This window comes from Sphingomonas sp. URHD0057 (assembly GCF_000620665.1).
Classification (GTDB): domain Bacteria; phylum Pseudomonadota; class Alphaproteobacteria; order Sphingomonadales; family Sphingomonadaceae; genus Sphingomicrobium.
Genome location: NZ_KK211162.1, coordinates 454,795 through 478,570 on the forward strand (window position 1 = coordinate 454,795; position 23,776 = coordinate 478,570).

Consider the following 23,776-nt stretch of genomic DNA (forward strand, 5'->3'; position numbering starts at 1 on the left):
ACGTCCTTGGAGCCATGACGAGCGGCTGATAGGCTCCGCTCGCCGTGTTGGCCGAGCGGGGGTGGGATGGTCGGGTTCTTCTATGGCTTGCCAATCTGGGCGGCGACAATGCTCGTGCTCGGCCTTTCGCTGGCGGTCGGTCTCGGCAGCAGTTTCGGCCTGCGCCACGCCTTTCGCCTGCACTCGTCCGACGACGAGATGGAGGCCGCGGTCAGCCTGATGCAGGTGGTCGCGGCCTATATCGGCATCCTCATCGCATTTGCCGGCGTCCAGGTCTGGCAGGACTTCGCGGACGCCGAGAATGCGGTGCACCGGGAGGCGGCGTCGGCGGCCGAGCTCTACCGCGACCTCGCGGTTTATGGCGAGGCGACCATCCCCGCGCGGCAGGAGTTGCGGACCTACACCGCCAGCATCCTCAAGGACGAATGGCCGCTCCTCGCGCAGGGCAAGCCGAGCGGAAGGACCGAGGTCCAGCTGTTCCGGTTGTTCAGCGCAATCGGCCGGCTCCAGCCGGGCACCGAGCGCGAGAGCGCGATCTTCGCCGAGGTCTTCCGCAACCTCAACGAGCTGGTCGGTTTGAGGCGGGACCGCCTGATCCACAGCGAATCCGGGATGCCGGTGATCCTGTGGATCGTGGGGCTGGTCGGCTCGGTGCTGATCGTCGCTTATACCGCGACATTCCCGCGCACGCGGACCAACCTCCTGATGGTCTCCGGGATCTCGATCGCGCTCGGCCTGGTGTTCCTGTTCATCCTCGTCGTCGATCGCCCGTTCATGGGTGAGTTCAGCGTCAGCAACGCCGAGCTGAAGACGCTGTCGGCGAAATTCGACCTGATCGATCGGATGAGCGGTCCCTAGCGCGGCACGCCCTCGCGGGCGACAAGGCCAAGGGCCCGCGCGTGACTGTCGACGCCGGCCTGCAGCCGATAGCGCTCGACCCATGCGCGCACGCCCTCGATCCGCGATGGCTGCCGCAGTTCCGCGCGCACGGCGTCGGCGAACGCCTGAACGTCGTTGGGCGGGGTAAGGCGCCCGTAGCGGCCTTCGCCCAGGACCGCGCCGACCGCCGAGCTCGATCGCGTGGCGACCACCGGGCAGCCGCACGCCAGCGCCTCGAGCAGCACCGCGCCCTGGCCTTCCCATGACGAGCTCAGCAGCAAGGCCGCGGAGCGTCGCAGAAAGGGCACGGGATCCATGACGAACCCGTGGAAGCGCACGCGGCCGCCGATGCCAAGGTCGCTGACTTGGCGCTCGAGCGCGGAACGCTGTGGACCGTCACCGAGAACGTCGAGGGACCAGTCGGGAGCATCGATCCGGGCAAGGGCCGAGAGCATCAGTCCATAATTCTTCTGTGGCACGAGGCGGCCGATGGCGAGGAGCCGGCCGGGTTCGGCTTGGCGCGGCTGCTCGCCCGCGGCAATCATCGCGTCGGTCACATAGGGATTGTCGACCACCAGCACTTTCCGGGCGGTCGCCGGGTCGTCGATGCCGAGCTCGCCGCGAGCGCTCTCGGCGATCAGAAGGATCTTGCTCGCCTGGCGAAATGCGCGGCCATACCAACCGCGCCGGACCGCATTTTTAAGTCGGCCGGTGCCGGGCCGCTCGACCGGATTGGTCATCTTCAGGATGAGCTCGCTGCCGGGCACGCGGGCCAGCGCGTGCGCCGTCGCGGCCAGCACGTGCATGTGATTGCCGGCCGAGATCAGCTTCGTCGGCCGCTCCCGGTGCAGCAAGCGAGCCAGTCTGCCGACGCCGAGCAACATCATTGCGCCGCGCCGAGCCATCAGATCCAAGCTCAGCAGCCGAACACGCGGCTCGAGCATCGCCTCGTGGACACCGCCCCGCTGGCCAACGACCAAGGCGACGTCGATGCCGGCCTCGGCCAGGCCATTGACGACAAGCGTGGTCGCCCGCGCCGTTCCTCCGGTACCGAGGTCCGAAATCACGAAGAAAACTTTCTCGGTCATCCCGTGCGTTGTCTCAAAAATGCGAGGATCGCGTCGGCTGCCTGTGCGGCGGCGCCGGCCGCGCGGTCGATTGTCTCCGCGATGCGCGACGCCTGTTTCGCCAAATAGAGCGAATGGCGCGCGCGTGCATTGCGAATGGCGTCGATCGCCTGATCCGGGGCTTCGACGACGTCGCCGAGGTCCCAATTGGGAAAATCGGGATTGCTGCGCCAATCGAGCCCGTGGGCATTGAGGAAAACACACGGCTTGGGGCGATCGAGGAACTCGTACAGCTGGCTGCTGATGTCGCCGACGTAGATGTCCGCCGCGCTGGTGTAGCTCATGTCGAGCGAACGGCTGGAGCCGAGGTCGACGATCACCCGGTCCGGCACGGCCAGCCGCTCCCATCGCCGCCACAGGAACCGCGGCCGGCGGTTGAAGAGCTTGACGTGCGGAGCGACGATCAGGTTGAATTCGCCGGTGCGCGCGGCATGATCGATCAGCGGGCGCGCGAAGCGCTCCCACGAGCGAAGCGCGCGCTTCGAATGCGGATTGAACAGGACGACGGGCCGGTCGTTGCGAAACAGCGGGTCTCGCCGCTGGGCGAGGCGCTCGGCAGCCTCGAACTTGGGATATCCTGCGACGACGTAATGGCCGGGCCGGATCATGCCGGTGTCGAGCAACCGTTGCTCGTCCTTGCGGTTGGCAACGACCACGAAATCGAACTTCAGATATTTGTCGCTGTACGAGGCGGCGCGCCCGCCAATGCCGTGATTGACGTAAATCATCGCGGTGCGCGGCGACAGAGCCGAGCGGAGGATGCCGGCATGGTCGGTCGGGGTCACGATCGCGTCGTAGCCGGCGAGCAGTGCGACGTTTCGCTTGTCGCGCATAACGTGGGTCTTGAGCGTTCCGAGGACCGACAATCGCTGCAGTGCCGCGACCCACGCCGGAGTCTTGAGGAGTCGTCGGGAAATCCCGAGATCGCGATCGTCGCGCGCAAGCCGGTCGAGCTCGTCGAACGTCGCGGGTAAGGACGACACCAGGTCCACCACCACACCGGGACGCTCAGCCAATTGCCACGCAATGTCGGCGACATGGTGAGCCTGATAGGGCTCGGCTCCGATGAGAACGCCGACGCGAAGCGACGGCGATGCCGAATTCACGCGGGCGCTGCGACGGGCCATAACGTGGCCATTAGGTTGCGGCGCAAGCGGCGGCCAGTTCCTTCCAGTGCAGATCGAGCTCGGCCCAGACCTCGCGATCTCGCGACAGCAGCAATGTCTCGTAGTTGAGCCAGCGCGAAGTCTTGGTGAGATTGTAGCTGCCGAACGCCGACCACCGCTCACCGCCGCTTTGCGCGAGGATGAATTTGCAATGCATCGGCGCGCCCGCGCAATCGCCCAGCCGGCGTACAGAAACTCCAGCCTCGGACAGTTCCCGCTCCATGCTGCGCGGCGAGCGCCGCCCGGCGCCGCCAGTGATCACTTCCACATGCACATTGCGGTGGGCCAGCTTATCGAGGACCTTCGCGACTGAGCGATCCCGGATATGAGAGGCCGCAATTCGCACGGTTGATCGCTCCGGGAGCGCCTCGAGGCGCTCGGTCAGCACGTCACCTCCGGGCCGCGGGAACAGGAACAGCTGGCACGTCGCGCCGCTAATGTCGTTCGGCTGCGCGCGCATTCGCCACTGGAGCGCAAGCGGGCTTCGATGGAGGGAGCGGACCCAGTCGAACAGGCTTGTCACGACGACGGGGTCGGCGATCTCCACCAGCAGATTGTCGCCCCGGTCCTGATCGCCGATCCTGGCAATAATCGCCGAATCCTCCGGGTCGTTTCCCGACGGGTTGAAGGATCCAAGCAGCGCCACCGGCCGCGGATGCGAGAAGCCGTAGATTTTGCCATGAAGATGAAGCGGGATCGGGTGATGGACTACCCGGAGCCGGTCGCCGATCGCGCTTTTCAGGCGGCGAATCACGGCTTCGTTCGCTGATCCTGTGCGCGGTTTCCCCTCTATGCAGAGAGTGAGGCGAACGCCGCGTCGATGCGCTCGTACCAATGCTTCCGCCAAAGCTTCATCACGAAAGTAGTAGGTCGCCCATAGGATCGATCCGCCCTCTGGCACGGCGTCAATCCGCTGTTCCAGGAGATTGCGAAGGAAGCGGGGCGCGCGGTCCGATCCCCCGAAATAGACCGTTGGGTCCGGGGTCGGCCGATGAACTGCACGGTTTGCGGTGGCCACATTCTATCCTGAAACTTGCCCCGCTGAAATAGACCGGCGACCAAGACAGTGACGTTACAAATTCCCCATGTTGCCCGGTGGAATAGACCAGGCGCCAGCGCAACGTCCGTTACAAATTCCCCATGTCGATTGTGTCGGTCCGGCTCCGTTTCCATCTGCGCGCCGCTGACCTGAACCTTCGAGTGTCTTGCAATGCCTTCCCCGTTAGTTTCCCTGATCGTGCCGGTCTACAATCGGGCGCCGGTGATCGGCGATGCGATTTCCAGCGTCGTTCACCAGTCGTTGCAGGACCTTGAAATTGTCCTGGTCGACGACGGCTCCAGCGACGGTTCAGCCGAGGCCGCGCTCGGGGCCGGGGGAAGATGCGTGCGCGTCATCCGCCATGATCGGAACCTGGGCATCCCGGCAGCGCGCAACACCGGACTCGAAGCCGCTCGCGGCCGATTCATCGCCTGGCTCGACAGCGACGACACTGCCCGCCCGGACCGGCTCGCGCATCAGGTCCGGTTTCTAAGCGACCATCCGGAGGTCGCGCTCGTCGGAGGCTGTACCGGGCGAATGGATTGGCACGGCCGGCGGTCGGGCCGCGCTCGCATTCCTTTGTTTACGCCTGAGGCCTTGGCTCCGGGATTGCTGTTTCGGACCGCGCTCGCGCAGTCGACGGTCATGGGACGGGCGGCAACGTTGAAGCAGTTTCCTTACCGCGCCGAATTCCCGGTTTGCGAAGACCTCGACATGTTCATCCGCGCTTCGCAGCGCAATCGGATCGCCAGCATGCCCGATATCCTCGTCGATCGCCGCCTCCATGCCGGCCAGATCGCAGAGATCGAAAGCGATCTCGTCAGGAGCCGGAAGCGCGTCCTCTTCCGCGAATTGCTCGGCAAGCTCGGGCTTGACCCGACGGACGAGGATCTGGATCGGCACATCACTTTGGGCCGCGCCAAACACCATTTGCTACCCGATGGTTTCGGAGCGTGGGCTGAAGACTGGCTGACGAAGCTGCGCGACGCGAACCAGCGGGCGCGGGTCTATGATTCCGACGGGCTTGCACTGGCTTGCGCTCGCATGTGGCTCGGGCTTTGTCTGGCTTCGGCGCCGAGGAAAGGACCCGGTGCCGGCATCGATCGCCTGCTGCTTTCTCCGGTTGCTCGCGGCTTATTGACGCATGAGGGACGCGCGTGGGTTGCGCAGGCTCTGTGGGTCGCAGCTCGCCGCAACCGACCAACCTAAAATCAGGCGACAGGCACCCCGTAAAGGTCATGTTCGTCAGAGTCCTCCATGCGGGCGCTGACGATGTCGCCTGGCGCAAGGCCGCCGGCACCGCGGAGATGGACTTCGCCGTCGATCTCGGGCGCGTCGGCCTTGGAGCGGCCGGTGGCGCCGCCGGTCTCTGCGTCGACGGCGTCGATCAGCACGTCGAGGGTCGAGCCGACTTTGGCGGCGAGCTTCTCGGCGCTGATCCGCGCGGAGAGCGCCATCACCGCCTCGTATCGCTCCTGCTTGAGGTCCGCGGGAACCTGATCGTCCATCGAGGTCGCGGGGGCGCCTTCGACGGCCTCGAACTTGAAGGCGCCGACGCGGTCGAGCCGCGCTTCCTCGAGCCAGCTCAGCAAGTAGGCGAAATCCTCCTCGGTCTCGCCGGGAAAGCCGACCACGAAGGAGGAGCGGATCGCGAGGTCGGGCACCTGTTCGCGCCAGCCGCGGATGCGCTGGAGCACCTTAGCGTCGTTGGCGGGTCGGCGCATGCGGCGGAGCACGTTGGGCGACGCGTGCTGGAACGGGATGTCGAGGTAGGGGAGCACGAGCCCCTTGGCCATCAGCGGGATGACGTTGTCGACGTGCGGGTAGGGGTAGACGTAGTGGAGTCGGACCCATGCGCCGAGATTGCCGAGCTCGCGCGAAAGGTCGGTCATGTGGGCGCGGACCGGCTCGCCCTTCCACTCGCGCGGCTGGTGGCGGATGTCGACGCCGTAGGCCGATGTATCCTGGCTGATGACCAGCAGCTCCCTGGTACCGGCGGCGACGAGCTTCTCGGCTTCACGCAGGATGGCGTCGGGGCGGCGGCTGACGAGATCGCCGCGGATGCTGGGGATGATGCAGAAGGCGCAGCGATGATTGCAGCCCTCAGAGATTTTTATGTAGCTGTAGTGGCGCGGGGTGAGCTTGAGGCCGGGCCCAAGGTATTCTGGCGGCACCAGGTCGATGAAGGGTGAGGGGACCGGCGGCGCGGCGTCGTGGACCGCGGCGACGACTTCCTCATATTGCTGCGGGCCGGTGATCGCGAGCACTTGCGGGAAGCGGTTGCGGATCACGTCCGCCTCCTTGCCCATGCAGCCGGTGACGACCACCCGGCCGTTTTCGGCGATGGCTTCGCCGATCGCCTCGAGGCTCTCCTCCTTAGCGCTGTCGAGGAAGCCGCAAGTGTTGACCAGCACCACGTCGGCGCCGGCGTAATCGGGCGACATGGCGTAGCCGTCGGCGCGCAGCTTCGTCATGATCCGCTCGCTGTCGACCAAAGCCTTGGGACAGCCGAGCGAGACCAGCCCGACGCGCGGGGGCTTGGGGAGCGTGGTGACGTTCATCGGAAGGGCGCCGCCCATATAGGGATTTTGCGGCGAAAACTAGGCGTTAGGCGGCCTGGCGCTGTCCGATCAGTTCCTCGGTCGAATAGCCGCGGCAGAATTCGAAGAGGAGCGTGGCGACGTGCGCCGCGTGGATTTGCTCGGCGGGGATGGTGCCGCCCTTGCCGTCGGGCAGGTCGAAGCAGTCGCAGGCGTCCGCGGCCAGGATCATGTCCCAGCCCATGTTCGCCCCGGTTCGAATGGTGGTCGAGACGCATTGGTCGGTCGAAATGCCGAAGGCGATCACGTGCCTGGCGCCAAGCCGCTTGAGGCGAAGGTCGAGGTCGGTGCCGATGAAGGCCGAGTTGACGCTCTTGGTGATCAGCGGCTCGTCGCCTTGCGGGCCGAAGCCGGGGCGGAAGGCATTTCCCGGCGTGCCCGGGGTCAATGACGAGCCGGGCTCGATCGAATCGTGGCGGACGTGGATGATCGGTCGCCCCTTGGCTCGCCACTCGGCGATGAGAGCGAGCCCGTTGGCGTCCATGGCTTTGTTCCAGCGGCGTGGCCAGTAGGAGGCGTCGAAGCCCTGCTGCAGGTCGATTGGCAGGAGCACGGTGCGGTCGAGATCAAGGTCCATGGCTGAAGCTTAACGAAGCGCCGCGGCGGCGGCTCACAAAAAGACTCGTGGAGGTCATAAGCGCAGCTTGAGGCGGCGCTTGTTCATTGCGCGGCGCGGCGGCTAAAGCGCCCGCGCAGCGAAATCAGGAGTAAGCATGCGCATCGCGATGATCGGCACCGGTTACGTCGGGCTCGTGTCCGGCGCGTGCTTTGCCGATTTTGGCCACCAGGTAACCTGTGTCGACAAGGACACGGGGAAGATCGACGGGCTCAACGGCGGCGTGATGCCGATTTGGGAGCCGGGCCTCGAAGCGCTGGTCAAGGCCAATGCGACCCGCGGGCGGCTGACCTTCACTACCGACCTTCCGGCCGCGGTCGAGGGCGCGGAAGCAGTGTTCATCGCGGTCGGAACGCCGACGCGGCGCGGCGACGGCCACGCCGACTTGACCTTCGTGTTCGAAGCGGTTCGCGAACTGGCCAAGGTGATCGCACCGGGAACCGTCGTCGTGACCAAGTCAACGGTTCCGGTCGGCACCGGGGACGAGATCGAGAATATCCTCAGGCAGGAAGGCGTCACCGAAGTGTCGGTCGCATCGAACCCGGAGTTCCTCCGTGAAGGCGCGGCGATCGCCGATTTCAAGCATCCCGACCGCATCATCGTCGGCGCCGAAGAGGAGCACGCCCGTGAAGCGCTGCGCGAAATCTACCGGCCGCTGTTCCTCAACCGCGCCCCGATCCTGTTCACGGCGCGGCGCACCGCCGAGCTCATCAAATATGCGGCGAACGCCTTCCTCGCGGTCAAGATCAGCTTCATCAACGAAATCGCCGATCTGTGCGAGGCGGTCGACGCCGATGTCCAAGACGTGGCTCGCGGCATCGGGCTCGACAACCGTATCGGACCCAAATTCCTGCACGCCGGTCCGGGCTATGGCGGCAGCTGCTTTCCCAAGGACACGCTGGCGCTGTTGCAGACCGCTGAAGGCGTCGGCGTCGCTCAGCGGATCGTCAAGACGACGGTCGAGGTCAATGACGACCGCAAGATCGCCATGGCCGAGCGCGTCGCCCGCGCGCTCGGCGGTGAAGTGAAAGGCAAGCGCATCGGCGTGCTCGGCCTGGCCTTCAAGCCCAATACCGACGACATGCGCGAGGCGCCGTCGATCCCGCTGATCAAGGGCCTGATCGAGCGCGGCGCCGAGATCAGCGCCTTCGATCCGGTAGCCCGGCTCCAGGCCGAGGCGATGTTCGACGGCATCGAGTTCGCCGACAGCGCGGAAGCGGCCGCGGCGAATGCCGATGCGGTGGTCATCGTGACCGAATGGGACGAGTTCCGCGCGCTCGACCTCGGCACTCTCGCCCGATCGATGCGCGGCAAGACGCTCGTCGACTTGCGCAACGTTTATGATCGCGGCGATGCCGAACGGGCCGGGCTCGATTACTTCGGCGTCGGTCGCGGCCGGCTCAATCCGTCCTGATCAATCCGATCCGGACCAAATTGCATCGGAATTGGGCTGATTGCGTATAGGGGGCCTGATGCCGAACGATCCGCGCATAATTGTCATCGGGCTGGGCTATGTCGGCTTGCCGCTGGCGATCGCGCTCGCGCGGCGATTCGACGTCGTCGGGTTCGATATCGACGCCGGGCGGATCGCGCAGCTTCGCCAGGGCCATGACCGCACCCGCGAGGTCGATGAAGCGGATCTTCGCAGCACCTCGCTGACCGTGACCAGCGACGCGCCGGACTGCTCAGGCGGCGACGTCTATATCGTCACGGTGCCGACCCCGGTCGACGGGTCCAATCGCCCCGATCTGACCGCGGTGGTGGCGGCGACACGGATGATCGCGGGCGTGATCGATCCGGCGCGGCGGCCGACGATCGTCTATGAGAGCACCGTCTATCCCGGCGTCACGGAGGACATTTGCGGGCCGGAGATCGAGCGCGCCGGTAGTCTCCAGCGCGGGCGTGACTTCCGCCTCGGCTATAGCCCCGAGCGGATCAACCCGGGCGACCGCGCGCATACGATCGACAAGATCGCCAAGGTGGTCGCCGGCGAAGATGCCGAGGTCGTCGAGCAACTCGCCGGGCTGTACGGCGCGATCAATGGCGGCAATGTCTTCCGCGCCGCCTCGATCAAGGCCGCCGAGGCGGCCAAGGCGATCGAGAATGCGCAGCGCGACATCAACATCGCCTTCATGAACGAGGTCGCGCAGATCTTCTCGAAGATCGGGGTTTCGGTGTGGGACGTGCTCGCCGCGGCGCGGACCAAATGGAATTTCCTTGGCTTCGAGCCGGGGCTCGTCGGCGGGCACTGCATCGGCGTCGACCCTTATTATCTCAGCCATCTGGCCCAACAGGTCGGCCATGATCCGCAGGTGATCCTCGCCGGCCGCCAGACCAACGACGGGATGGGCGCGTGGATCGCCGACACGCTGCACGACCGCAGGCGCAAGGCCGGCACCGCGCTCGTCCTCGGCCTGACCTTCAAAGAGAATGTGCCCGACCTTCGGAACAGCCGCAGCGTCGATCTCGTCCAGCGCCTGAAGTGGCTTGGCTATGACGTGGAGGTCGCCGACCCGCTGGCGCCGGCTGAGGAGGTCGAGCGCGAATTCGGCTTGAAGGTCTGCGAGCCCGACGGCCGCCGTTACGACTTGGTCGTCGGCGCCGTGTCCCACGACGAGTATCGCGGATTGCCGAACGACCGCCTCGTCGCGCTCGTCGCCGACGGGGGCACGCTCGCCGACTTGAAGGGCATGTGGCGCGACCGCAGCTTCGCCGGCGCGATCGATCGCTGGACCCTATGATGCGGCACGACCGGCTGACGCGAGTGGGTGACGGCTCGATCCTGGTGCGCAAGCGCTTCCAGTTCGCCGGCGCACTGGTCATCGGGGCGCTGCTCCCGTGGCTGGCGCGCGGACCGATTCTGCCGGGCGAGCTGTTCGAGGCGGCGAGCGTCAACACCCTAATCGGCAACGCGATCGCGATCGTCATCGCATTCTGGATGCGCCTGTCGATCGAGACCTATCCCGGAATCCGCCGAAGCTATGTGATCTTCCCGTCGGCGCTGACCGGCCACGGCCTGACGATCGTCTATTTCGTGCTGACGCGCTTCCCCTACGACCGCCTCGCGCTGCTCGCCGGGTTCCTGCTCCACGTCTTCTGGCTGTACACGCTCTACGTCTATGCGGAGCGGGGCGTTCGCCGGCGGTTCGCGGTCGTGCCGTTCGGCGGGATCGACGGCCTGACCCTGATCGACGGCGTCGAGTGGAAGATGCTCAGCCGTCCGCGGCTCCACGATACGCGCGGCTGCCATGCGATCGTCGCCGATTTCTCCGAGGATCTGCCCGACGAATGGGAAGCGTTCCTCGCCGATGCGGCGCTGGCCGGGCGCATGGTCTACCAGGTCAAGCAGCTGTCGGAATCGCTGACGGGACGCGTCGAGCTCGAGCATTTGTCCGAGAACAGCTTCGGCTCGCTGCTTCCCGCGCGAGGCTATTTCCACCTTAAGGGCCTGATCGACTTTCTGTTCGCGTTGCTACTGTTGCCGATCGCGCTGCCGGTGATGGCGGTCATTGCCGCCGCCATCCGCGCCGAAAGCGCGGGGCCTGTCCTGTTCCGGCAGAAGCGCGTCGGCCATGCCGGCAAGCGCATCACGGTCTACAAATTCCGCACCATGCGCCCGGCCGAGGTCGAGGACGAGCGGCTCGCGGCGATGACCAGCGATGGAGACGAGCGCATCACGCGCGTCGGCAGGTGCCTGCGTTATTTGCGCGTCGACGAGCTGCCGCAGATCTTCAACATCCTGTGCTGGCAGATGAGCTGGATCGGCCCGCGCCCCGAGGCCGAGGTTCTGTCTGTCTGGTACACCAGCGAGATACCTTATTATCGCTATCGCCACGTGGTGAAGCCCGGCATTTCGGGCTGGGCCCAGGTCAATCAAGGTCATGTCGCCGAGGTCGGCGAAGTGCACCGCAAATTGCAGTACGACTTCTATTACATCAAATATTTCTCGCCCTGGCTCGACCTCCTGATCCTGTTCCGGACGATCAAGACGATGCTGACCGGCTGGGGCGCCAGATGAACGGTTTCGGCCGGCTCAGCGACTGAAGCTCGAGGGAAAGTTGCTTCGATGGAGTTGAAAGAGAAGGTCCCGCGGCGGCGTACTCAGCAGCTGGACGAATATGATCGGCAGATCCTGGCGATCCTCGAGGAGGACGCGCGCCGCCCGACGGCCGAGATTGCGCGCGCCGTCGGCCTGTCCGGACCGACTACCGCCGAACGCATTGCCCGGATGCGCGACATCGGCCTGATCCAGGCGTTCACGATCCGGCTCGATCCGGGCAAGCTCGGCCTCGCCGTTTCCGCGATCGTCGAGTTCGAGCCGCACGACAATGGCGATGCCAAGGCCATGGCGGCGGTCGTCGGCCATCCGGCGGTGCGCTCCTGCTTCAAGGTGACCGGCCCGGCGATGCTGATCCTGATCGTCCACGCGGTCGATGGCGCGGAACTTCACAATGTCCTGCTCGAATTTGCCAGGCACGGCAGTACAAAAACCGCGGTGATCCTCTCCTCCGAGCTCGCCGACATGCCGTTCTTCGCCGATCGCCCCGAGGTCATCCCGGCGCTGCTCAAACGCAGCACTTCGAACGCGAAGGTCAGCTCGCTCCGCTGAAGTCAGCGCGCGCCGGCGCGGTTTCGCGCATTGTCAGGAACACCGGCAGCACGCCAAGCGCAACCAGCGCGATCATCGCGCCCGGCGCCATCGTCCACCCGGTGCGCTCGATCAGCCATTGCGCCAGCCACGGCGTCAGCCCGCCGAACAGCGCCGTCGCCATGGTTGCACCGAGCGCGAGGCCCGTGACCCGGCCTTCGCCCGGGAATTGCTCGGCGGTCGCCACGGCTCCAACCGCACTGTACGCTCCGGCGACTGCCGCAAGGACGAGCGCGCCGAGGAGCGCCTGAAGGCGAGTGCCGCTTGCCATGAGGGAAAACATGGCGATCGGCAGCAACGCGCTCAGGAGCGAGAGGACGATCAGCACGCGCTTGCGCCCGATCCGGTCCGACCACAGCCCGGTGAAGGGCGTCACCACGATCACGATCACCGCGGCGGCGGTCGACAGCCACAGCGAGTCACGTTCGCCGAGCGAGCCGACCGAGGTGAGGAAGGCGGGCACGTAGGTGATCCCGACATAATAAGTGATCGATCCCAGCGCGGAGATGGCGAAGGAGCGGGCGATCGCCGCGCGGTGGTTGGTCAGTGCGTGGCGGAAGGGGACTTCGGGCACCGTGCCCGCGGCCTGCTGCCGCTCGAACTCGGGCGATTCCTGCATGGTCGAGCGCGCGATCCACACGCTCCCGGCAAGCGCGGCGCCGAAGAAGAAAGGGATTCGCCATCCCCACGCCTGCAGGTCCGCCTCGCTCAGGCACGCGACGGTCAGTGCCGACACGCCGACGGCAAGCAGTCCGCCGACTTCGCTCGCTGCCGACGCCGAAGAAGCAATGAGTCCGCGCCGCCGCTCGGGGGCGCCTTCGAGCAGATAAGCGACGACGCCCGTATATTCGCCGCCGACCGAGAAGCCCATGACGCAGCGCAGCAGGATCAGGAGCCAGCCGGCGGCGGCGCCGATCTGGCTGTGGGTCGGGAGGAGGGCGGTTGCCAGCATCGCCGCGGTCATCATCGCCACCGAGCGGAGCAGCATGTGCCGGCGCCCGATCCGATCGCCGATATGGCCGAACACGACCGCGCCAAAGGGGCGCATCAGGTAAGCGATGGCGAAGCCGCCGAGCGTAATCAGGAGCGATTGCGCGCCGCCTCCGAAAAAGACCCGGCTGAGCACCGTCGCGAAGTAAAGATAGAGGGTGAAATCGTACCATTCGACAACGGTCGAGAAGGCCGCGACCGCCATCGAGGCGCGAGAGACTGACGGCGGGCGGTCGGATAATGGCATCGCTGCGAGCTTATTCCCGAAATTCAACCGAATCTAAACCAGATCGGCGCATTGCCGTTGGCGGACGAGGAACTTTGCGTGGGAGCCTTTGACCGGATCTTGAGAGCGGGGGGCAATTCTGGCCACGAAGAGTCGCGCCCGCAGTCCGCGCGCGCGGAAGGGCTCATCCAGGAATTCGAGAACAGCGAAAAGGGCTGGTTCTGGGAAACCACGCGGGACGGAACCCTGTCCTATATCAGCGAGTCCGTCGCGCGCGCGCTGGGACGCGAGCCGAGCGACCTGGTCGACCGGCCGTTCACCGACCTCGTCTCGACCGAGACCGAAGATGGCTCCGCGACGTCGGAACGAACCCTTGGCTTCTACCTCTCGTCGCACGTCGCCTTTCAGGACCTGATCGTCCGCGCCAAGACCAAGAATGAAATCTGGTGGTCGATTTCCGGCCGGCCGGTTCACGATGACGTGGGCCGCTTTTTCGGATTTCGCGGCTTTGCCTCCGACCTGACCAAAATGCGCCAGTCCGAAGTGGAGCTGGACCGGCTCGCACGCCAGGACGCCTTGACCGGGCTCGCCAATCGCCAGGCGCTGCGCCGGGCGCTCGACGACGCGCTGGTCGGAGCGGTTCGGCGCAAGCATCGGTGCTCGATCTTCCTCCTCGATCTCGACCGGTTCAAGGCGGTCAACGACACGCTCGGCCACCCTGCCGGCGACACTTTGCTGCGGCTGGTGGCGCTGCGGCTGACCGACGAAGTCGGCGAGCTCGGGCAGGTCGGGCGCCTTGGCGGCGACGAGTTCGAGGTCGTGCTTCCGTCCATGTCCTCGAAGGATGAGCTGTCGAAGCTTGCCCAAGGGATCATCGGCAGCCTGTCGCGGCCCTACACGATCAACGGCTCCGCGGTTTCGATCGGCGCCTCGATCGGCATCGTCACTTCCGACTATGACGACCGCACGTCGGACGATTTGATGCGCGACGCCGACCTCGCGCTTTATGCGGCCAAGGCGGCGGGCAAGGGCTGCTTCCGCTTCTTTGCCTCCGAAATGCACGAGGCGGCCCGCCAACGCCAGTTGATGGAATCGGACCTTCGCGTCGCGGTGGAAAAGGGTCAGCTGTGGGTTGCCTTCCAACCCAGCGTCGACGCGATGAGCGAAGCCGTCACCGGCTTCGAGGCCCTGGTTCGCTGGGACCACCCGGAACAGGGGCCGATCAGCCCGGCGATCTTCATTCCCCTCGCCGAGGAGATCGGCTTGATCGATGAAATCGGCGAATTGGTGCTCCAGACCGCCTGTAAAGAAGCAGCGAACTGGCCCGATACCATTTCGGTCGCGGTCAATCTGTCGCCGGTCCAGTTCAAGTCGCCGTCGCTTCCGGCAACCGTCAGGGGTGCGCTTGGCGAGGCGGCGCTTGCCGCGCATCGGCTCGAGCTCGAGATCACCGAGGGCGTGTTCCTCAGCAACGACGAGCACGTCGATGACATGATCCGCAGCCTCAAGAACATCGGCGTGAAGCTGGCGCTCGACGACTTCGGCACCGGTTATTCGAGCCTGAGCTATTTGCAGCGCGTCCCGTTCGACAAGATCAAGGTCGACCAGAGCTTCGTGCGGGGCGCGTCCGATCCCACCAGCCGCAACGCCGCGCTCATCCGCGCGATGGTCGGGCTCGCCTCCGACCTCAAGATGCAGACCACGGCCGAGGGGGTCGAGACCGACGAGGAACTGCAGCTGGTCCGCGATCTCGGCTGCTCGCTCGTCCAAGGGTATATTTTCGGCAAGCCGATGCCGGCGGAGCAGGCGCGGGAGCTGGCGTCGAAGGGTGCGGTCGAGCGGCCCGACGCGCACCTCGAGAAGCGCGAGCCGAGGATCCGGATCATCCGCGCCACCCTTCTTCATCATGCCGGGCGAGTGATCGGCGCGCGGCTGCGCAACATCTCGAGCGGCGGCGCGCTGGTCGAATGCCGCGAGGAAATGCCGGTCGGGGCCCCGATCCAGCTCGACTTCGCCGCCGGCGGCTTGCTCGACGCCAGCGTCCGTTGGGCCGAGGGCACGCAGTTCGGCGTCGAGTTTGCGGAGAAATTCGACCTCAGGCTGCTCCAGCCAACGAAGCCGGCGCCAAAATCCGTGACGATGATGACGCCGGACTTTCTGACCGCCGGCCCGGCCGAGACTTCCGAGAGCGCCTAGCATCATTGCGCGGCCGGCGGTTCCGCTTCACTCTGTCTTCATGGTGAAGCTTCTCGTCGTCGCCGCCGTCCTTCTCACACTCAGCGGCGCGGCGTCGGCTCAGACCGCGCCGCTTCCCTTCACGCTCAAGCAAGTCGGTCCCGGCGTCTACGCGGCGATCGAGCCCGAGCACCAGGCTGGGTCGAATGCCGGCTTCGTCATCGGCGACGAGGGCGTGCTCGTGATCGACGCCTTCTTTACGATCGATGCCGCGCGCGCCCTGGTCGGCGAGATCCGGCGCCTGACGCCCAAGCCGATCCGCTATGTCGTGAACACCCACTATCACGCCGATCATACCGGTGGCGACCAGGTGCTGCGCGACGCCGGCGCCATCATCATTGCCCACAAGAACGTTCGCGGGTGGGTGCGCACCAACAACTTCGCCTTGTTCGGCGACCGCATCACGCCCGAGCTGAGAAGCCGGATCGAGGCATTGCCGCTGCCCGACCTCGTCACCGACACGGACCTGACGGTGTGGCTTGGCGCGCGCAAGGTGATGGTGCGGACCGTGCTCGGCCACACCGGCGGCGACCTCACCATCTTCATCCCCGACGCCAACGTGCTGTTCGCCGGCGACATGCTGTGGCGGAAGATCCCGCCCAATTTGATCGACGGCTCGGTCAAGGAATGGGCGGCGACGGATGCGGATTTCCTGGGCATGCCGGGCGCGGCGCGGATCCGCTTCGTCCCGGGCCATGGCGATGTCGCGAACGTCAAGGACGTCGAGGAATTCCGCGGCTATTTGCTCAACCTCCAGCGACTGGTGGGAGAAGGTAGAGCGGCTGGCCTCAAGGATGATGCGCTGGCCCAGTCGGTAGCGCCCAAGCTCAGGGCGCTCCATCCGGATTGGACCATCAGCGACCGCGCCGCAGCGGCCGAGATTCGCTACATGGATCAGGAACTCGCCGGGACGAAGAAGCGCCCCGTCCCGTCAGGCGACTAGCTCGCCATCCGCTTCCGGCGAGCTGCCGTCCGGGGGAATCAGGCAACCCTGTTTCGGCGGCGCCGAGCGCAAGCTCGGTGCCTGAGCGGCGCCATGGAATTCGAACACGATGTAATGCGCGGGCTCGTCGCCGGCATTGCGCATGCCGTGCAGCTCGCCCTTAGGATAATAGATCAACGATCCGGGCCCTGCGTCCCGGCCCAGGGTCCGCACCCGGCCGGACTGGATGAGGATCGCGACGTCATAGTCGTCGCGGTGCGCGGCATAGCTGCCGCCGACCTCGAGTCGCGAGGTGTGGCAGTGGAATTTGCCGAGCCAGCGGGTCGGCGCCCCGAACAGGTTGCGCACGACAAACGGCCGCGAGCCGTTCGCTTCGGCCGGGGCAGGGCTGCGGAACACGCCCGAGCGAAGGCGCGCTCCGCCGACCGCGGGCGTGCGGCCGTGCCAGCGGAACATCATGTAGGTCACCGGCGCATTCGAAGGGTTGCGAATCGAGTGATGCTGAAAGGCGCGGTAATAAGCAAAGTCCCCTGCCTTCACCCGGATCGGCCGCGCGCCTTCGTGGCTTGGCTTGTCGGCGACCAGCAGATCCGCCTCGCCGTCGAGGACCATCAGCAATTCCTCCTCCGGATGGGCGTGGGGCGGATGGGGCCAATAACCCGGGCTCAGCACCGCCGCATGGCATGTCATGCTTTCGAGGACGGGCGTGGAGCCGGAAAAGAACGGATAGTGCTGCCACCCTCCTTCCACATTCTCGGCGAGCGGCAGGCCGATCGCGTGAATCAGCGACGGTAGCGCGGGCAGCGGCTTGGCCGCCGGCGGCATCGGCGGCGGCACCAGCCAGTTGGTCGCCGGCGGCGCATTGCCCTGGACGAGGATCGCCGGTGCAAGCTGCGGTTCGGTTTCCGAGGGAATGCGAACGGGGCAGTCGGCCGCGGCGAAGTGCAGGATGAGCGCGAACCGCGCTTCGGATTCGAGGCGGTTGTGCGAGCCGTGCCACATGCGCCCATCGAACAATATGGCTTCGCCGTCGGCGACCGCGGGCTCGACCATCCGCGCCTCGGGATTTTCGCTTTGTGCCCACCCGAGCACCGTCTCGGTCGAGCTGTCCTCCCTCGAAACGCCGGTGTCGGCCTGGAACTGGCTGAGCGTGCGGCGGCAGAGATGCGATCCGGCGATCATCCGGATGCCCGAGTTGGCGGTAGTGTTGTGAAGCCCGATCCAGGCGGTGACGAACCGACCGTCGGGAGCTTCGGTCTCCTCGTCGACGTGCCACGTGTGAATGTGTCCGGGGTTACGGAAGATGAGCTTGGTGCCCCACAGGATGATGTCGTCGCCCAGCAGCGGGGTCAGGAGCTCGATCAGCTGCTGATTCGAGCCGAGCTGGTAGAGCAGCCAGTCGGTGACCGCGCCGCCTTTCTTCCACACCGCCGGAGCAGGGCGGTCGGGGCCCGTGAGATGCGCGACCACCGCGCGGCACTGCCGCTCGTCGAGCAGGCGGATCGGGCCGAGGAAGCCGTCGCGGGCGAACGAATTCCCGGCGGGCGCCAGTGCTGGGCTTCGGTCTTCGGTCAAGTCCAGCATGCCCCGCCTTCGTTCCTAAGGTGCTGCGATTAAACTCGATACGGCGCGTCGTGTCACGCATCGATCGCGGGTTTGGTCCCGCCGTCCTGCCTTGGCGTTAACCACGACAATCCTGCATTTCGTCAACATTTGCGTAAGAATATCGAACGCGGCGTGGGTCCGGTGGCTTGAAAAAGGGGAGCACCGTCCATGAGGGTATTTGGGACGAAGCCGATTGAACCGACCGATGAAGACCGGGCGGCCGCGGCGCGCTTGAGCGCCGTTGCAGCCCGCTTCAAGGCCGAGCCCGTGGCCGACTTCACCGACGTGGAGCCGGACCCGTTCGAGGCGCCCGAAGCGCTCGATGAGCCGGACGGTGAATCGGATGCGGCGGACGAGCCGGACGGCGACGAGTGACCCGGCTCGCGTTGGCCGCGCTGGCGTTGGCCGCGGGCGGATGCGGCGCCAAACCCGAGCTTGCCTTCAACAATTCGATCACAGTCAAGCTCCCACCCGCGAAACCCGCTCTTTCGGCCCCCGGTTTCGCGTTCCAGCGCCTGCCGAAGGCGCACGGATAGCCCGCGACCATCTTCTCCCGGCTACCTGCTCGACATGCATTCACGCCGGGCAGTGAGTATCTCGCTTTGACACTGCCCCCGAACCATGACTAACTTTCGGTAACGGGGGAGAACGCGATGAAAGCGTTCGTCGTCTTTGCGGTTGCGGTTTGGCTGGTCTGCGGACTCACCGGCGCGTGGATACTCGACAAGCTCGACAGCGAGCATTGGAGTTATATCGTCCGCGGCCCGCTGACCCTGGTTCAAGCCATCAACGAAAGACCCGTTCCATACACGGGTCCGTAACGGCGCACGTCGCGTGCGGACCGGACTCGACCTGTGGGCAACTGCTGTTAAATTCCCATTCAACGACTCGGCAGTCGACGCTTCGGGGAGGGGGCGAATGGAATCCGATCTGCGCTTTTTTCGTCGGCGGGCGAATGAGGAAATGGCCGCTGCGCAGCGCGCGGTGACCGAAGCGGCGAGGGCGCGCCGCCTGGTCCTGGCCGATGCGTTCCTCCAGCGGCTGAAAGCCGTCGAGGCGTGCGTGGTGTCGAGCCAGCTCGATGCCTCGCTCGTGGCCGAGCGGCCGGTATTCCCGTGGGCCGCCGCCGAATAGCAGCGCCAGCTTTTGTCGGGTAGCCGACAAATCCTAACAATTTCAATAACATGAGTGACGATCCGCAACTGGAACGGCCCGCCGGCGGTTCTCGCTCAATGCCCATCGACCTGGCCTATTTGCTGTCGCGAGCAATCGAAGAAGAGGCGCGCGCCGCGAGCGCAGACGACGAAGCCGCCAAGGATGCCCATCGGCGGCTCGCCGAATATTACCGCAAGTGCGCGGAGGGGCGCGGGCCGCCGCCGCTCCCGGACCGCTCGTCGCCGTCCGGCCGGCTGACGATTTTCTAGACCGGCAGGCCGCGATCGCGGTTCTCCCGTCGGGAAGCGCGGACTAGCCGTTACGCCGCGAGGGGAAAAACAGCGGCTCTTCGCGGGTCACGATTTCGCGCACGCGCTCCTCGTAGCGCTCCGCCAGCTCGAGATGAGCGTGCCGGACCCGCGGATCCGGCTGCCGCAACGCCGCAGTCCGCTCTTCCGACGCGCGGACGAGGAAATAGCTGAGGTCTGTAGGCATGCTCGCCGCCCCCAAAATCGCTGGTGTCTTTATCACCGGATCAACAGGGATTGAATCACCTGCGTTAATTGACGGTCGTGCCCATTAATTTGGGGCGGGATGACGTTCGGTCGCCAAAGGATTAGGCTGTCCGCCGAGGGGGTGCGCATGTTCAGGCTGCTGAAGCTCACCCCTCCGCACGGGTGGAACGCGGTGGGCTGGGAGCTGGGGATCGTCACGCTCGGCGTGCTGATTGCGCTTGGCGCGCAGCAGGTTGCCGAAGCGCTGCACGACCGCAGCATTGCCGCGGAGACGCGCGCCGACATCACCGATGAGCTCAACAGCGACTTGATGAGCATGGTGCTGCGGCAGGCGGCCGAGCCGTGCATCGACCGTCGCCTGAGCGACGTGCGGGGCATCGTCATTCAGTGGGAACGGACGGGGTCGTTCGTGACGCCGAGCTGGGTGTCGCAGTCGCCGGTCATCGAGATCGAGCTCAGCCGCTACGATGCGGCGCTGTCCGCTGGGCGGCTCGCGCTGCTGTCGGGCGATGAGCAGTACCGGATGGGCGCGGTGGTGGGGCGGATCCGCAAATATGACGAGTGGCAGATGGCGGAGCGCGTGCCGTGGGGCAGGCTGCGGGCGCTGCAGTTCGGAGCCGATGCGCTGTCGGCGGGCGACCGCGCGGCGATCCGCAGCGCGCTCCAGGACGCCGCGACTTTCAACTATGAGGCCAAGCTCAACATCGCCCAGGCGCTGCCGATGGCGCGCCGATACGGGTTCAGGCCCGACGAGAAGGGCTTCCGCGAAATGGCGCCTCAGGTGTGGCCCGGCGGCAAGTTCACGCCGTCCATTTGCGCGGCCATCGATACCCCGCCCGCGGAAGCCAATAAGCGGGTGATCATCCCGCTCGCGCAGTAAGTGGCCTAATCGCCGGTCTTGAAAGCCGGTAAACGGCCGCAATCGCCTCAAATCCGACACGGCTTGTCAAAGTTCATGAACCTTTTGCGTCCTGGGGGACGCTAACCGATGCTCGGTTGGCTCGCCGCCGGACCTGTAGCTGCGTTCCCAAAGAGGGGGGCAGACCAAGGAGCCCAAAATCATGAAACGCTTTATCGCTTTTGCCGGAGCATCGGCCATGCTGTTCGCGCCTGCCGTGGCGTTCGGACAGGGCGCGCCCGGCAACGGCCAGAATAATGGCACCGGTTATTGGCATACGAATAGCGGCAACGCCGCCGGGCAGCCGGGCCAGGATTGCGAAGAGTTGATCCTGGAGGGCCTCGGCGCGGCCCCCGGCCATTCGGGCAGCGCGCCCGGCGGCGGCTCGCCGTTCACCGGCGAGGACAGCACGGCGGGCACGCATTACGCGGGCTCCCAGCCGCAGAATTCGCGCAATACGGCGTCGGTGTCGCAATATGACGTCGCCTGTGCGAACCAGACGCCGCTCTGAGGACGGTGAAAAATAAGGCGGCCCGGTGGACAGAGTCCGCCGAGCCGCCTTTTAGGTGTCGCCTTCGACCCATCGCCCCTTGGGGAACGCGACGGCCGAAAGCTTAACACAGATTGCAAATTAGTCGAGTCTTGAGTCACGTCACGAGCCGGCCGAGGCCGCGGCGAATACCGCATGCTGGTCAGCGAAGGCGCGCCTGAAGGCGGGGCGCGCTTCGCCGCGGGCGACGAAAGCGGCGAGGTTGGGATACTCGCCGAGGAAGTTCGCCCCGGCCGGCCGGCGGAGCACGTTGACCGTCAGCAAGTCGCCGGCGCTGAACCCGCCGTCGAGCCAGTCGGCATCGCCGAGCCGGGCCGAGAGCTGGACGAGACGGTCGCGGACGCGGCCGTCGAGCAGCGGCAGGCGCTCGGCGAACCACGGCCTGTCCTTCTCGAGCAGGATGAAACCTTCGCGCTCGACGATCGGCGCCTGCACGGTCGTCAGCGCGGCGAACATCCAGGCAATCGCGCGCGCCCGGGCGTCGGCGTCGGCGGGCAGGAGGCCGGCGTGGCGCTCGGCAATATGGAGCACGATCGCGCCCGATTCGAACAAGGCGAGATCGCTTTCCTCGTAGGTCGGGATCTGCCCGAACGGATGGATGGAGAGATGCGCCGGTTGCTTCATCTCGGCGAACGAGACGAGGCGGACGTCGTACGGTTGGCCGACCTCTTCGAGCGCCCAGCGCACCGCCATGTCCCGGGCGAGCCCGCGGCCGCGATCGGGCGAGCTTTCGAACGCGGTGATGGTCGGGGTCATTGGTCGTCCTCTCCAAGCATGACATCGGCGAGGCTGTAGCAGTGGCTTGCCTGATAGGCATTGCGGCCGCGGTTCATGTGGGTGAGGTTGAAGCGGCGGATGGCGCGGAGCGCGTGGGGGGCGGCGAGGAATGTGCGGATCGAGGCGGCGCCGCGGACTTTCGCGCCGAAAGTGTCGGCTTTCCAGTGGAAGTGGCCGACGTCTTCGGGTCTCGCCACGCAATGCTCGAGCAAGGCCTGGTCGAGATGATCGGGCTCGGGCGACCCGTCGGTGGTGAAATCGGAGAGATGGAGGATGATGCGGGCGCGGAGATCATCCGCCTCGGCGTGCAAGGCGAACAGTTCCATCCAGCCTGCATTGACCCTGACCAGCGGCTTGTCGGGGCTCGTCGGCAGGCAGGAGACCGACCAGTAACGGCGCTCGGTCGTGCGCGGGATGGGGATGCAGGTTGCGCCGTAGATCTTGAGGATTTCGAGGACGTCCTGCGCCTGCGGCCGGCGCAGCAGCTTCTCGAGCCGCGCGGCGTATTTGAAGCGCTGTTCGAGCGATTGGGAGCGTTCGTCGGCGTCGGCCGGAGTTGCCTTGCCTTCCAGCCAATTGCGCTGCTGCTCCGGGTCGAGGAACTGGCGCAGGCCTTTTTTGATGCTGCGATCGACGCCGTGCATGGCGCGGGCGTAGCAAACCTTATTGGCGCTCGCACCCACGCCTTACCCGCTAGCTGGATGCACTAGCCGGGAGGTTTCGCCTTGGCAGGCGCAGGATTTGCCAGCCGGCTAGCTTCGTCGTCGTCCGGTTGGAACGGATCAAGCAGGCTGGCGACGGCCTCGCGGACGCCCTCACGATAGCGGCTTCCGCGGTCGCCAGGTTCCTTGTCGTAGACCTTCAAATCGTCTCCTCGAAGCGCTTCCTCGCGAATGATCGCCAGTGTGCGATCATCGCCGCCATAAATGTTCTGAATGAGCAGCCGAACAGCCCCCCGCAGGGCAGTGATTTCTGCCTGGAGATCTATAATGCGGTTGGCAGTCTCGTCGTCCACAACACTCAAATAGGAGCAAATCTTCAGCCTCGCTAGCCGCGGGGAATCGGTGAAACCTGCCGACACACGAAACCAAGTCTGAGCAATCCTCAGTCGGCGGCGGGCCGATCGTAGATTGGCGACAGCTTGCGGGTGGGGACCGGGGTGTTGCGTTTGATGAAGGCCTCGGCCTCGCGCATCGTGCCGAAGCCATGTTCGGTGGCGCCGCTCCCCTGGTGCGCGAGCACCGCGACGAACGGCAGCGCGGCGCCCGCGACATGCGTGACGCGGCCCGCGGTCGAACTCATGTGCCCGCCTTCATCTTTCCAGGTCTGCTCGGGCGTCATCTCGATCTCTTCTACCAGAGCGGCTGGGCGGGGCGATGCCGCGCCCGCGCGCGCTCGATTCCGATGATCTTCCGCTTGAACTTGCGGCGGATCAGCTCGGCCCCGTCGACGCTGTTGCAGACGAGCCGGACGCCGCCCTCGGGAAGCGCTTCGATCGCCGACACGCCGACCTTCGACGCGAGGCAGTGGGCGAGCGCTTCGCTCTCGCTCATGGCGAGTTGCATGGCCCTGCTCATACGCCGCACCCGGCCCGGCCCTGCTCGGCTTTGCGCGCCGCATCCTCGACCCGATAGGTCTGGGTCCGGCGCAGCCGGTCGGCCATGTCGTCCCAGGCGGACGCGGCGCTGAGGCAGCGGTCGCGGACGTTGGCCAGGCGGGTCTGTTCGGCTTCGGCACGGCACTGGGCCGCGCGTTCGGTATAAAACTCTAATGTCGACATGGCGCGCGATCCTTCTGAGGGCAGGGC

At 65.9% G+C, this 23,776-nt stretch carries 28 protein-coding genes; 14 read left to right on the top strand and 14 right to left on the bottom strand.

The features are described from left to right. Nucleotides 1-66 precede the first annotated feature (66 nt). On the top strand, nt 67-858 hold the full coding sequence (locus tag N539_RS0111055) for a bestrophin-like domain (RefSeq protein WP_028970304.1): 792 nt from the start codon (nt 67-69) through the stop codon (nt 856-858). On the opposite strand, the gene N539_RS0111060 is transcribed toward N539_RS0111055, so the two are convergent. The 3 genes from N539_RS0111060 to N539_RS16765 are packed head-to-tail and all read right to left on the bottom strand — an operon-like array spanning nt 855 to nt 4,190. Continuing rightward, a complete protein-coding gene (locus N539_RS0111060; protein ID WP_028970305.1) occupies nt 855-1,967 on the bottom strand; it encodes a glycosyltransferase in 1,113 nt (370 codons plus the stop codon). The genes N539_RS0111055 and N539_RS0111060 overlap by 4 nt on opposite strands. Then, nucleotides 1,964-3,133 (bottom strand): hypothetical protein, encoded by a 1,170-nt coding sequence (locus tag N539_RS18835; RefSeq protein ID WP_197018412.1) that lies wholly within the window; start codon nt 3,131-3,133, stop codon nt 1,964-1,966. Before N539_RS18835 ends, N539_RS0111060 begins: the two co-directional genes overlap by 4 nt. Before the next feature lie 10 nt (nt 3,134-3,143). Continuing rightward, nucleotides 3,144-4,190 carry a phospholipase D-like domain-containing protein gene (locus N539_RS16765; RefSeq protein ID WP_081774325.1) on the bottom strand — a complete coding sequence of 349 codons (1,047 nt, stop codon included), beginning with the start codon at nt 4,188-4,190 and terminating at the stop codon, nt 3,144-3,146. A gap of 192 nt (nt 4,191-4,382) precedes the next feature. Here N539_RS16765 and N539_RS16770 point away from each other — a divergent pair, with 192 nt between their 5' ends. After that, the gene (locus N539_RS16770) at nt 4,383-5,420 is read left to right on the top strand and encodes a glycosyltransferase family 2 protein (protein ID WP_081774326.1); all 1,038 of its coding nucleotides are present in this window, start codon (nt 4,383-4,385) and stop codon (nt 5,418-5,420) included. A 2-nt stretch (nt 5,421-5,422) separates the two neighbouring features. Here N539_RS16770 and rimO read toward each other — a convergent pair whose 3' ends face one another. Together rimO and N539_RS0111085 are read right to left on the bottom strand one after the other, a co-directional pair. Further along, nucleotides 5,423-6,772, bottom strand: a complete 1,350-nt coding sequence (gene rimO, locus N539_RS0111080; RefSeq protein ID WP_037552892.1) for a 30S ribosomal protein S12 methylthiotransferase RimO — start codon at nt 6,770-6,772, stop codon at nt 5,423-5,425. A gap of 46 nt (nt 6,773-6,818) precedes the next feature. Then, nucleotides 6,819-7,388: a cysteine hydrolase family protein gene (locus N539_RS0111085; RefSeq protein WP_028970308.1), complete on the bottom strand. Its 570-nt coding sequence runs from the start codon at nt 7,386-7,388 to the stop codon at nt 6,819-6,821. Between the two features lie 136 nt (nt 7,389-7,524). On the opposite strand from N539_RS0111085, the gene N539_RS0111090 reads away from it, so the two are divergent. Genes N539_RS0111090 through N539_RS16775 form a run of 4 tightly spaced genes read left to right on the top strand, consistent with a single transcriptional unit; the run spans nt 7,525 to nt 12,036 of the window. After that, entirely contained in the window at nt 7,525-8,841 is a 1,317-nt protein-coding gene (locus tag N539_RS0111090) for a UDP-glucose dehydrogenase family protein (RefSeq protein WP_028970309.1), read from the top strand. Nucleotides 8,842-8,899: 58 nt separating this feature from the next. After that, complete coding sequence (locus tag N539_RS0111095) at nt 8,900-10,168, top strand: nucleotide sugar dehydrogenase (protein ID WP_028970310.1); 1,269 nt, start codon at nt 8,900-8,902, stop codon at nt 10,166-10,168. Next, nucleotides 10,165-11,445 (top strand): sugar transferase, encoded by a 1,281-nt coding sequence (locus tag N539_RS18585; RefSeq protein WP_051531755.1) that lies wholly within the window; start codon nt 10,165-10,167, stop codon nt 11,443-11,445. The genes N539_RS0111095 and N539_RS18585 overlap by 4 nt, the downstream gene beginning before the upstream one ends. A 48-nt stretch (nt 11,446-11,493) precedes the next feature. Next, nucleotides 11,494-12,036, top strand: coding sequence for an Lrp/AsnC family transcriptional regulator (locus N539_RS16775; RefSeq protein WP_051531756.1), 543 nt, complete (start codon nt 11,494-11,496; stop codon nt 12,034-12,036). On the opposite strand, the gene N539_RS0111110 is transcribed toward N539_RS16775, so the two are convergent. Then, nucleotides 12,020-13,312 (bottom strand): MFS transporter, encoded by a 1,293-nt coding sequence (locus N539_RS0111110; protein ID WP_028970312.1) that lies wholly within the window; start codon nt 13,310-13,312, stop codon nt 12,020-12,022. The genes N539_RS16775 and N539_RS0111110 overlap by 17 nt on opposite strands. Nucleotides 13,313-13,390: 78 nt before the next feature. Here N539_RS0111110 and N539_RS16780 point away from each other — a divergent pair, with 78 nt between their 5' ends. Then, on the top strand, nt 13,391-15,487 hold the full coding sequence (locus N539_RS16780) for an EAL domain-containing protein (protein ID WP_051531757.1): 2,097 nt from the start codon (nt 13,391-13,393) through the stop codon (nt 15,485-15,487). Between the two features lie 40 nt (nt 15,488-15,527). Next, nucleotides 15,528-16,469, top strand: coding sequence for an MBL fold metallo-hydrolase (locus tag N539_RS0111120; protein WP_028970313.1), 942 nt, complete (start codon nt 15,528-15,530; stop codon nt 16,467-16,469). Here N539_RS0111120 and N539_RS16785 read toward each other — a convergent pair. Further along, a complete protein-coding gene (locus N539_RS16785; protein WP_037552748.1) occupies nt 16,458-18,053 on the bottom strand; it encodes a cupin domain-containing protein in 1,596 nt (531 codons plus the stop codon). The genes N539_RS0111120 and N539_RS16785 overlap by 12 nt on opposite strands. Before the next feature lie 189 nt (nt 18,054-18,242). On the opposite strand from N539_RS16785, the gene N539_RS0111130 reads away from it, so the two are divergent. The 4 genes from N539_RS0111130 (at nt 18,243) to N539_RS0111150 (ending at nt 19,498) form a co-directional block, all read left to right on the top strand. Next, nucleotides 18,243-18,449 (top strand): hypothetical protein, encoded by a 207-nt coding sequence (locus N539_RS0111130; protein ID WP_028970314.1) that lies wholly within the window; start codon nt 18,243-18,245, stop codon nt 18,447-18,449. A gap of 278 nt (nt 18,450-18,727) precedes the next feature. Beyond that, on the top strand, nt 18,728-18,895 hold the full coding sequence (locus N539_RS18590; protein ID WP_156029899.1) for a hypothetical protein: 168 nt from the start codon (nt 18,728-18,730) through the stop codon (nt 18,893-18,895). A 97-nt stretch (nt 18,896-18,992) separates the two neighbouring features. Continuing rightward, complete coding sequence (locus tag N539_RS0111145) at nt 18,993-19,208, top strand: hypothetical protein (RefSeq protein ID WP_028970315.1); 216 nt, start codon at nt 18,993-18,995, stop codon at nt 19,206-19,208. A 98-nt stretch (nt 19,209-19,306) separates the two neighbouring features. Then, nucleotides 19,307-19,498 (top strand): hypothetical protein, encoded by a 192-nt coding sequence (locus N539_RS0111150; protein WP_028970316.1) that lies wholly within the window; start codon nt 19,307-19,309, stop codon nt 19,496-19,498. Between the two features lie 43 nt (nt 19,499-19,541). Here N539_RS0111150 and N539_RS0111155 read toward each other — a convergent pair whose 3' ends face one another. Beyond that, entirely contained in the window at nt 19,542-19,724 is a 183-nt protein-coding gene (locus N539_RS0111155) for a hypothetical protein (protein ID WP_028970317.1), read from the bottom strand. Between the two features lie 147 nt (nt 19,725-19,871). Between N539_RS0111155 and N539_RS0111160 the strand changes: the two genes are divergently transcribed. Together N539_RS0111160 and N539_RS18840 are read left to right on the top strand one after the other, a co-directional pair. Continuing rightward, nucleotides 19,872-20,624, top strand: a complete 753-nt coding sequence (locus N539_RS0111160; protein WP_156029901.1) for a hypothetical protein — start codon at nt 19,872-19,874, stop codon at nt 20,622-20,624. Nucleotides 20,625-20,805: 181 nt separating this feature from the next. Further along, the gene (locus tag N539_RS18840; RefSeq protein ID WP_197018413.1) at nt 20,806-21,153 is read left to right on the top strand and encodes a hypothetical protein; all 348 of its coding nucleotides are present in this window, start codon (nt 20,806-20,808) and stop codon (nt 21,151-21,153) included. Between the two features lie 141 nt (nt 21,154-21,294). On the opposite strand, the gene N539_RS0111170 is transcribed toward N539_RS18840, so the two are convergent. From N539_RS0111170 to N539_RS0111195, 6 genes are all read right to left on the bottom strand, one after another. Beyond that, the gene (locus N539_RS0111170; RefSeq protein WP_028970319.1) at nt 21,295-21,948 is read right to left on the bottom strand and encodes a glutathione S-transferase family protein; all 654 of its coding nucleotides are present in this window, start codon (nt 21,946-21,948) and stop codon (nt 21,295-21,297) included. Beyond that, complete coding sequence (locus N539_RS0111175) at nt 21,945-22,613, bottom strand: hypothetical protein (RefSeq protein WP_028970320.1); 669 nt, start codon at nt 22,611-22,613, stop codon at nt 21,945-21,947. The genes N539_RS0111170 and N539_RS0111175 overlap by 4 nt, the downstream gene beginning before the upstream one ends. 62 nt (nt 22,614-22,675) lie before the next feature. Beyond that, on the bottom strand, nt 22,676-22,984 hold the full coding sequence (locus N539_RS0111180; RefSeq protein WP_028970321.1) for a hypothetical protein: 309 nt from the start codon (nt 22,982-22,984) through the stop codon (nt 22,676-22,678). Nucleotides 22,985-23,073: 89 nt separating this feature from the next. Beyond that, entirely contained in the window at nt 23,074-23,310 is a 237-nt protein-coding gene (locus N539_RS0111185; RefSeq protein ID WP_028970322.1) for a hypothetical protein, read from the bottom strand. Nucleotides 23,311-23,321: 11 nt separating this feature from the next. Further along, nucleotides 23,322-23,522 carry a hypothetical protein gene (locus N539_RS0111190; RefSeq protein WP_231463039.1) on the bottom strand — a complete coding sequence of 67 codons (201 nt, stop codon included), beginning with the start codon at nt 23,520-23,522 and terminating at the stop codon, nt 23,322-23,324. 20 nt (nt 23,523-23,542) lie between these two features. Then, complete coding sequence (locus tag N539_RS0111195) at nt 23,543-23,749, bottom strand: hypothetical protein (protein ID WP_028970324.1); 207 nt, start codon at nt 23,747-23,749, stop codon at nt 23,543-23,545. Between the last annotated feature and the right edge of the window lie 27 nt (nt 23,750-23,776).

Bases quoted from the DNA above. Each gene is read 5' to 3' on its own strand.
- N539_RS18585 (WP_051531755.1), top strand. From the start codon at position 10,165: ATGATGCGGCACGACCGGCTGACGCGAGTGGGTGACGGCTCGATCCTG.
- N539_RS0111145 (WP_028970315.1), top strand. From the start codon at position 18,993: ATGGAATCCGATCTGCGCTTTTTTCGTCGGCGGGCGAATGAGGAAATG.
- N539_RS0111085 (WP_028970308.1), bottom strand. From the start codon at position 7,388: ATGGACCTTGATCTCGACCGCACCGTGCTCCTGCCAATCGACCTGCAG.
- N539_RS0111095 (WP_028970310.1), top strand. From the start codon at position 8,900: ATGCCGAACGATCCGCGCATAATTGTCATCGGGCTGGGCTATGTCGGC.
- N539_RS0111150 (WP_028970316.1), top strand. From the start codon at position 19,307: ATGCCCATCGACCTGGCCTATTTGCTGTCGCGAGCAATCGAAGAAGAG.
- N539_RS0111090 (WP_028970309.1), top strand. From the start codon at position 7,525: ATGCGCATCGCGATGATCGGCACCGGTTACGTCGGGCTCGTGTCCGGC.
- N539_RS0111110 (WP_028970312.1), bottom strand. From the start codon at position 13,312: ATGCCATTATCCGACCGCCCGCCGTCAGTCTCTCGCGCCTCGATGGCG.
- N539_RS0111175 (WP_028970320.1), bottom strand. From the start codon at position 22,613: ATGCACGGCGTCGATCGCAGCATCAAAAAAGGCCTGCGCCAGTTCCTC.
- rimO (WP_037552892.1), bottom strand. From the start codon at position 6,772: ATGAACGTCACCACGCTCCCCAAGCCCCCGCGCGTCGGGCTGGTCTCG.
- N539_RS0111060 (WP_028970305.1), bottom strand. From the start codon at position 1,967: ATGACCGAGAAAGTTTTCTTCGTGATTTCGGACCTCGGTACCGGAGGA.
- N539_RS0111185 (WP_028970322.1), bottom strand. From the start codon at position 23,310: ATGACGCCCGAGCAGACCTGGAAAGATGAAGGCGGGCACATGAGTTCG.
- N539_RS0111155 (WP_028970317.1), bottom strand. From the start codon at position 19,724: ATGCCTACAGACCTCAGCTATTTCCTCGTCCGCGCGTCGGAAGAGCGG.
- N539_RS0111190 (WP_231463039.1), bottom strand. From the start codon at position 23,522: ATGAGCGAGAGCGAAGCGCTCGCCCACTGCCTCGCGTCGAAGGTCGGC.
- N539_RS0111160 (WP_156029901.1), top strand. From the start codon at position 19,872: ATGTTCAGGCTGCTGAAGCTCACCCCTCCGCACGGGTGGAACGCGGTG.
- N539_RS18840 (WP_197018413.1), top strand. From the start codon at position 20,806: ATGAAACGCTTTATCGCTTTTGCCGGAGCATCGGCCATGCTGTTCGCG.
- N539_RS18590 (WP_156029899.1), top strand. From the start codon at position 18,728: ATGAAAGCGTTCGTCGTCTTTGCGGTTGCGGTTTGGCTGGTCTGCGGA.
- N539_RS0111195 (WP_028970324.1), bottom strand. From the start codon at position 23,749: ATGTCGACATTAGAGTTTTATACCGAACGCGCGGCCCAGTGCCGTGCC.
- N539_RS16770 (WP_081774326.1), top strand. From the start codon at position 4,383: ATGCCTTCCCCGTTAGTTTCCCTGATCGTGCCGGTCTACAATCGGGCG.
- N539_RS16775 (WP_051531756.1), top strand. From the start codon at position 11,494: ATGGAGTTGAAAGAGAAGGTCCCGCGGCGGCGTACTCAGCAGCTGGAC.
- N539_RS16785 (WP_037552748.1), bottom strand. From the start codon at position 18,053: ATGCTGGACTTGACCGAAGACCGAAGCCCAGCACTGGCGCCCGCCGGG.
- N539_RS0111055 (WP_028970304.1), top strand. From the start codon at position 67: ATGGTCGGGTTCTTCTATGGCTTGCCAATCTGGGCGGCGACAATGCTC.
- N539_RS18835 (WP_197018412.1), bottom strand. From the start codon at position 3,133: ATGGCCCGTCGCAGCGCCCGCGTGAATTCGGCATCGCCGTCGCTTCGC.
- N539_RS0111170 (WP_028970319.1), bottom strand. From the start codon at position 21,948: ATGACCCCGACCATCACCGCGTTCGAAAGCTCGCCCGATCGCGGCCGC.
- N539_RS0111120 (WP_028970313.1), top strand. From the start codon at position 15,528: ATGGTGAAGCTTCTCGTCGTCGCCGCCGTCCTTCTCACACTCAGCGGC.
- N539_RS0111130 (WP_028970314.1), top strand. From the start codon at position 18,243: ATGAGGGTATTTGGGACGAAGCCGATTGAACCGACCGATGAAGACCGG.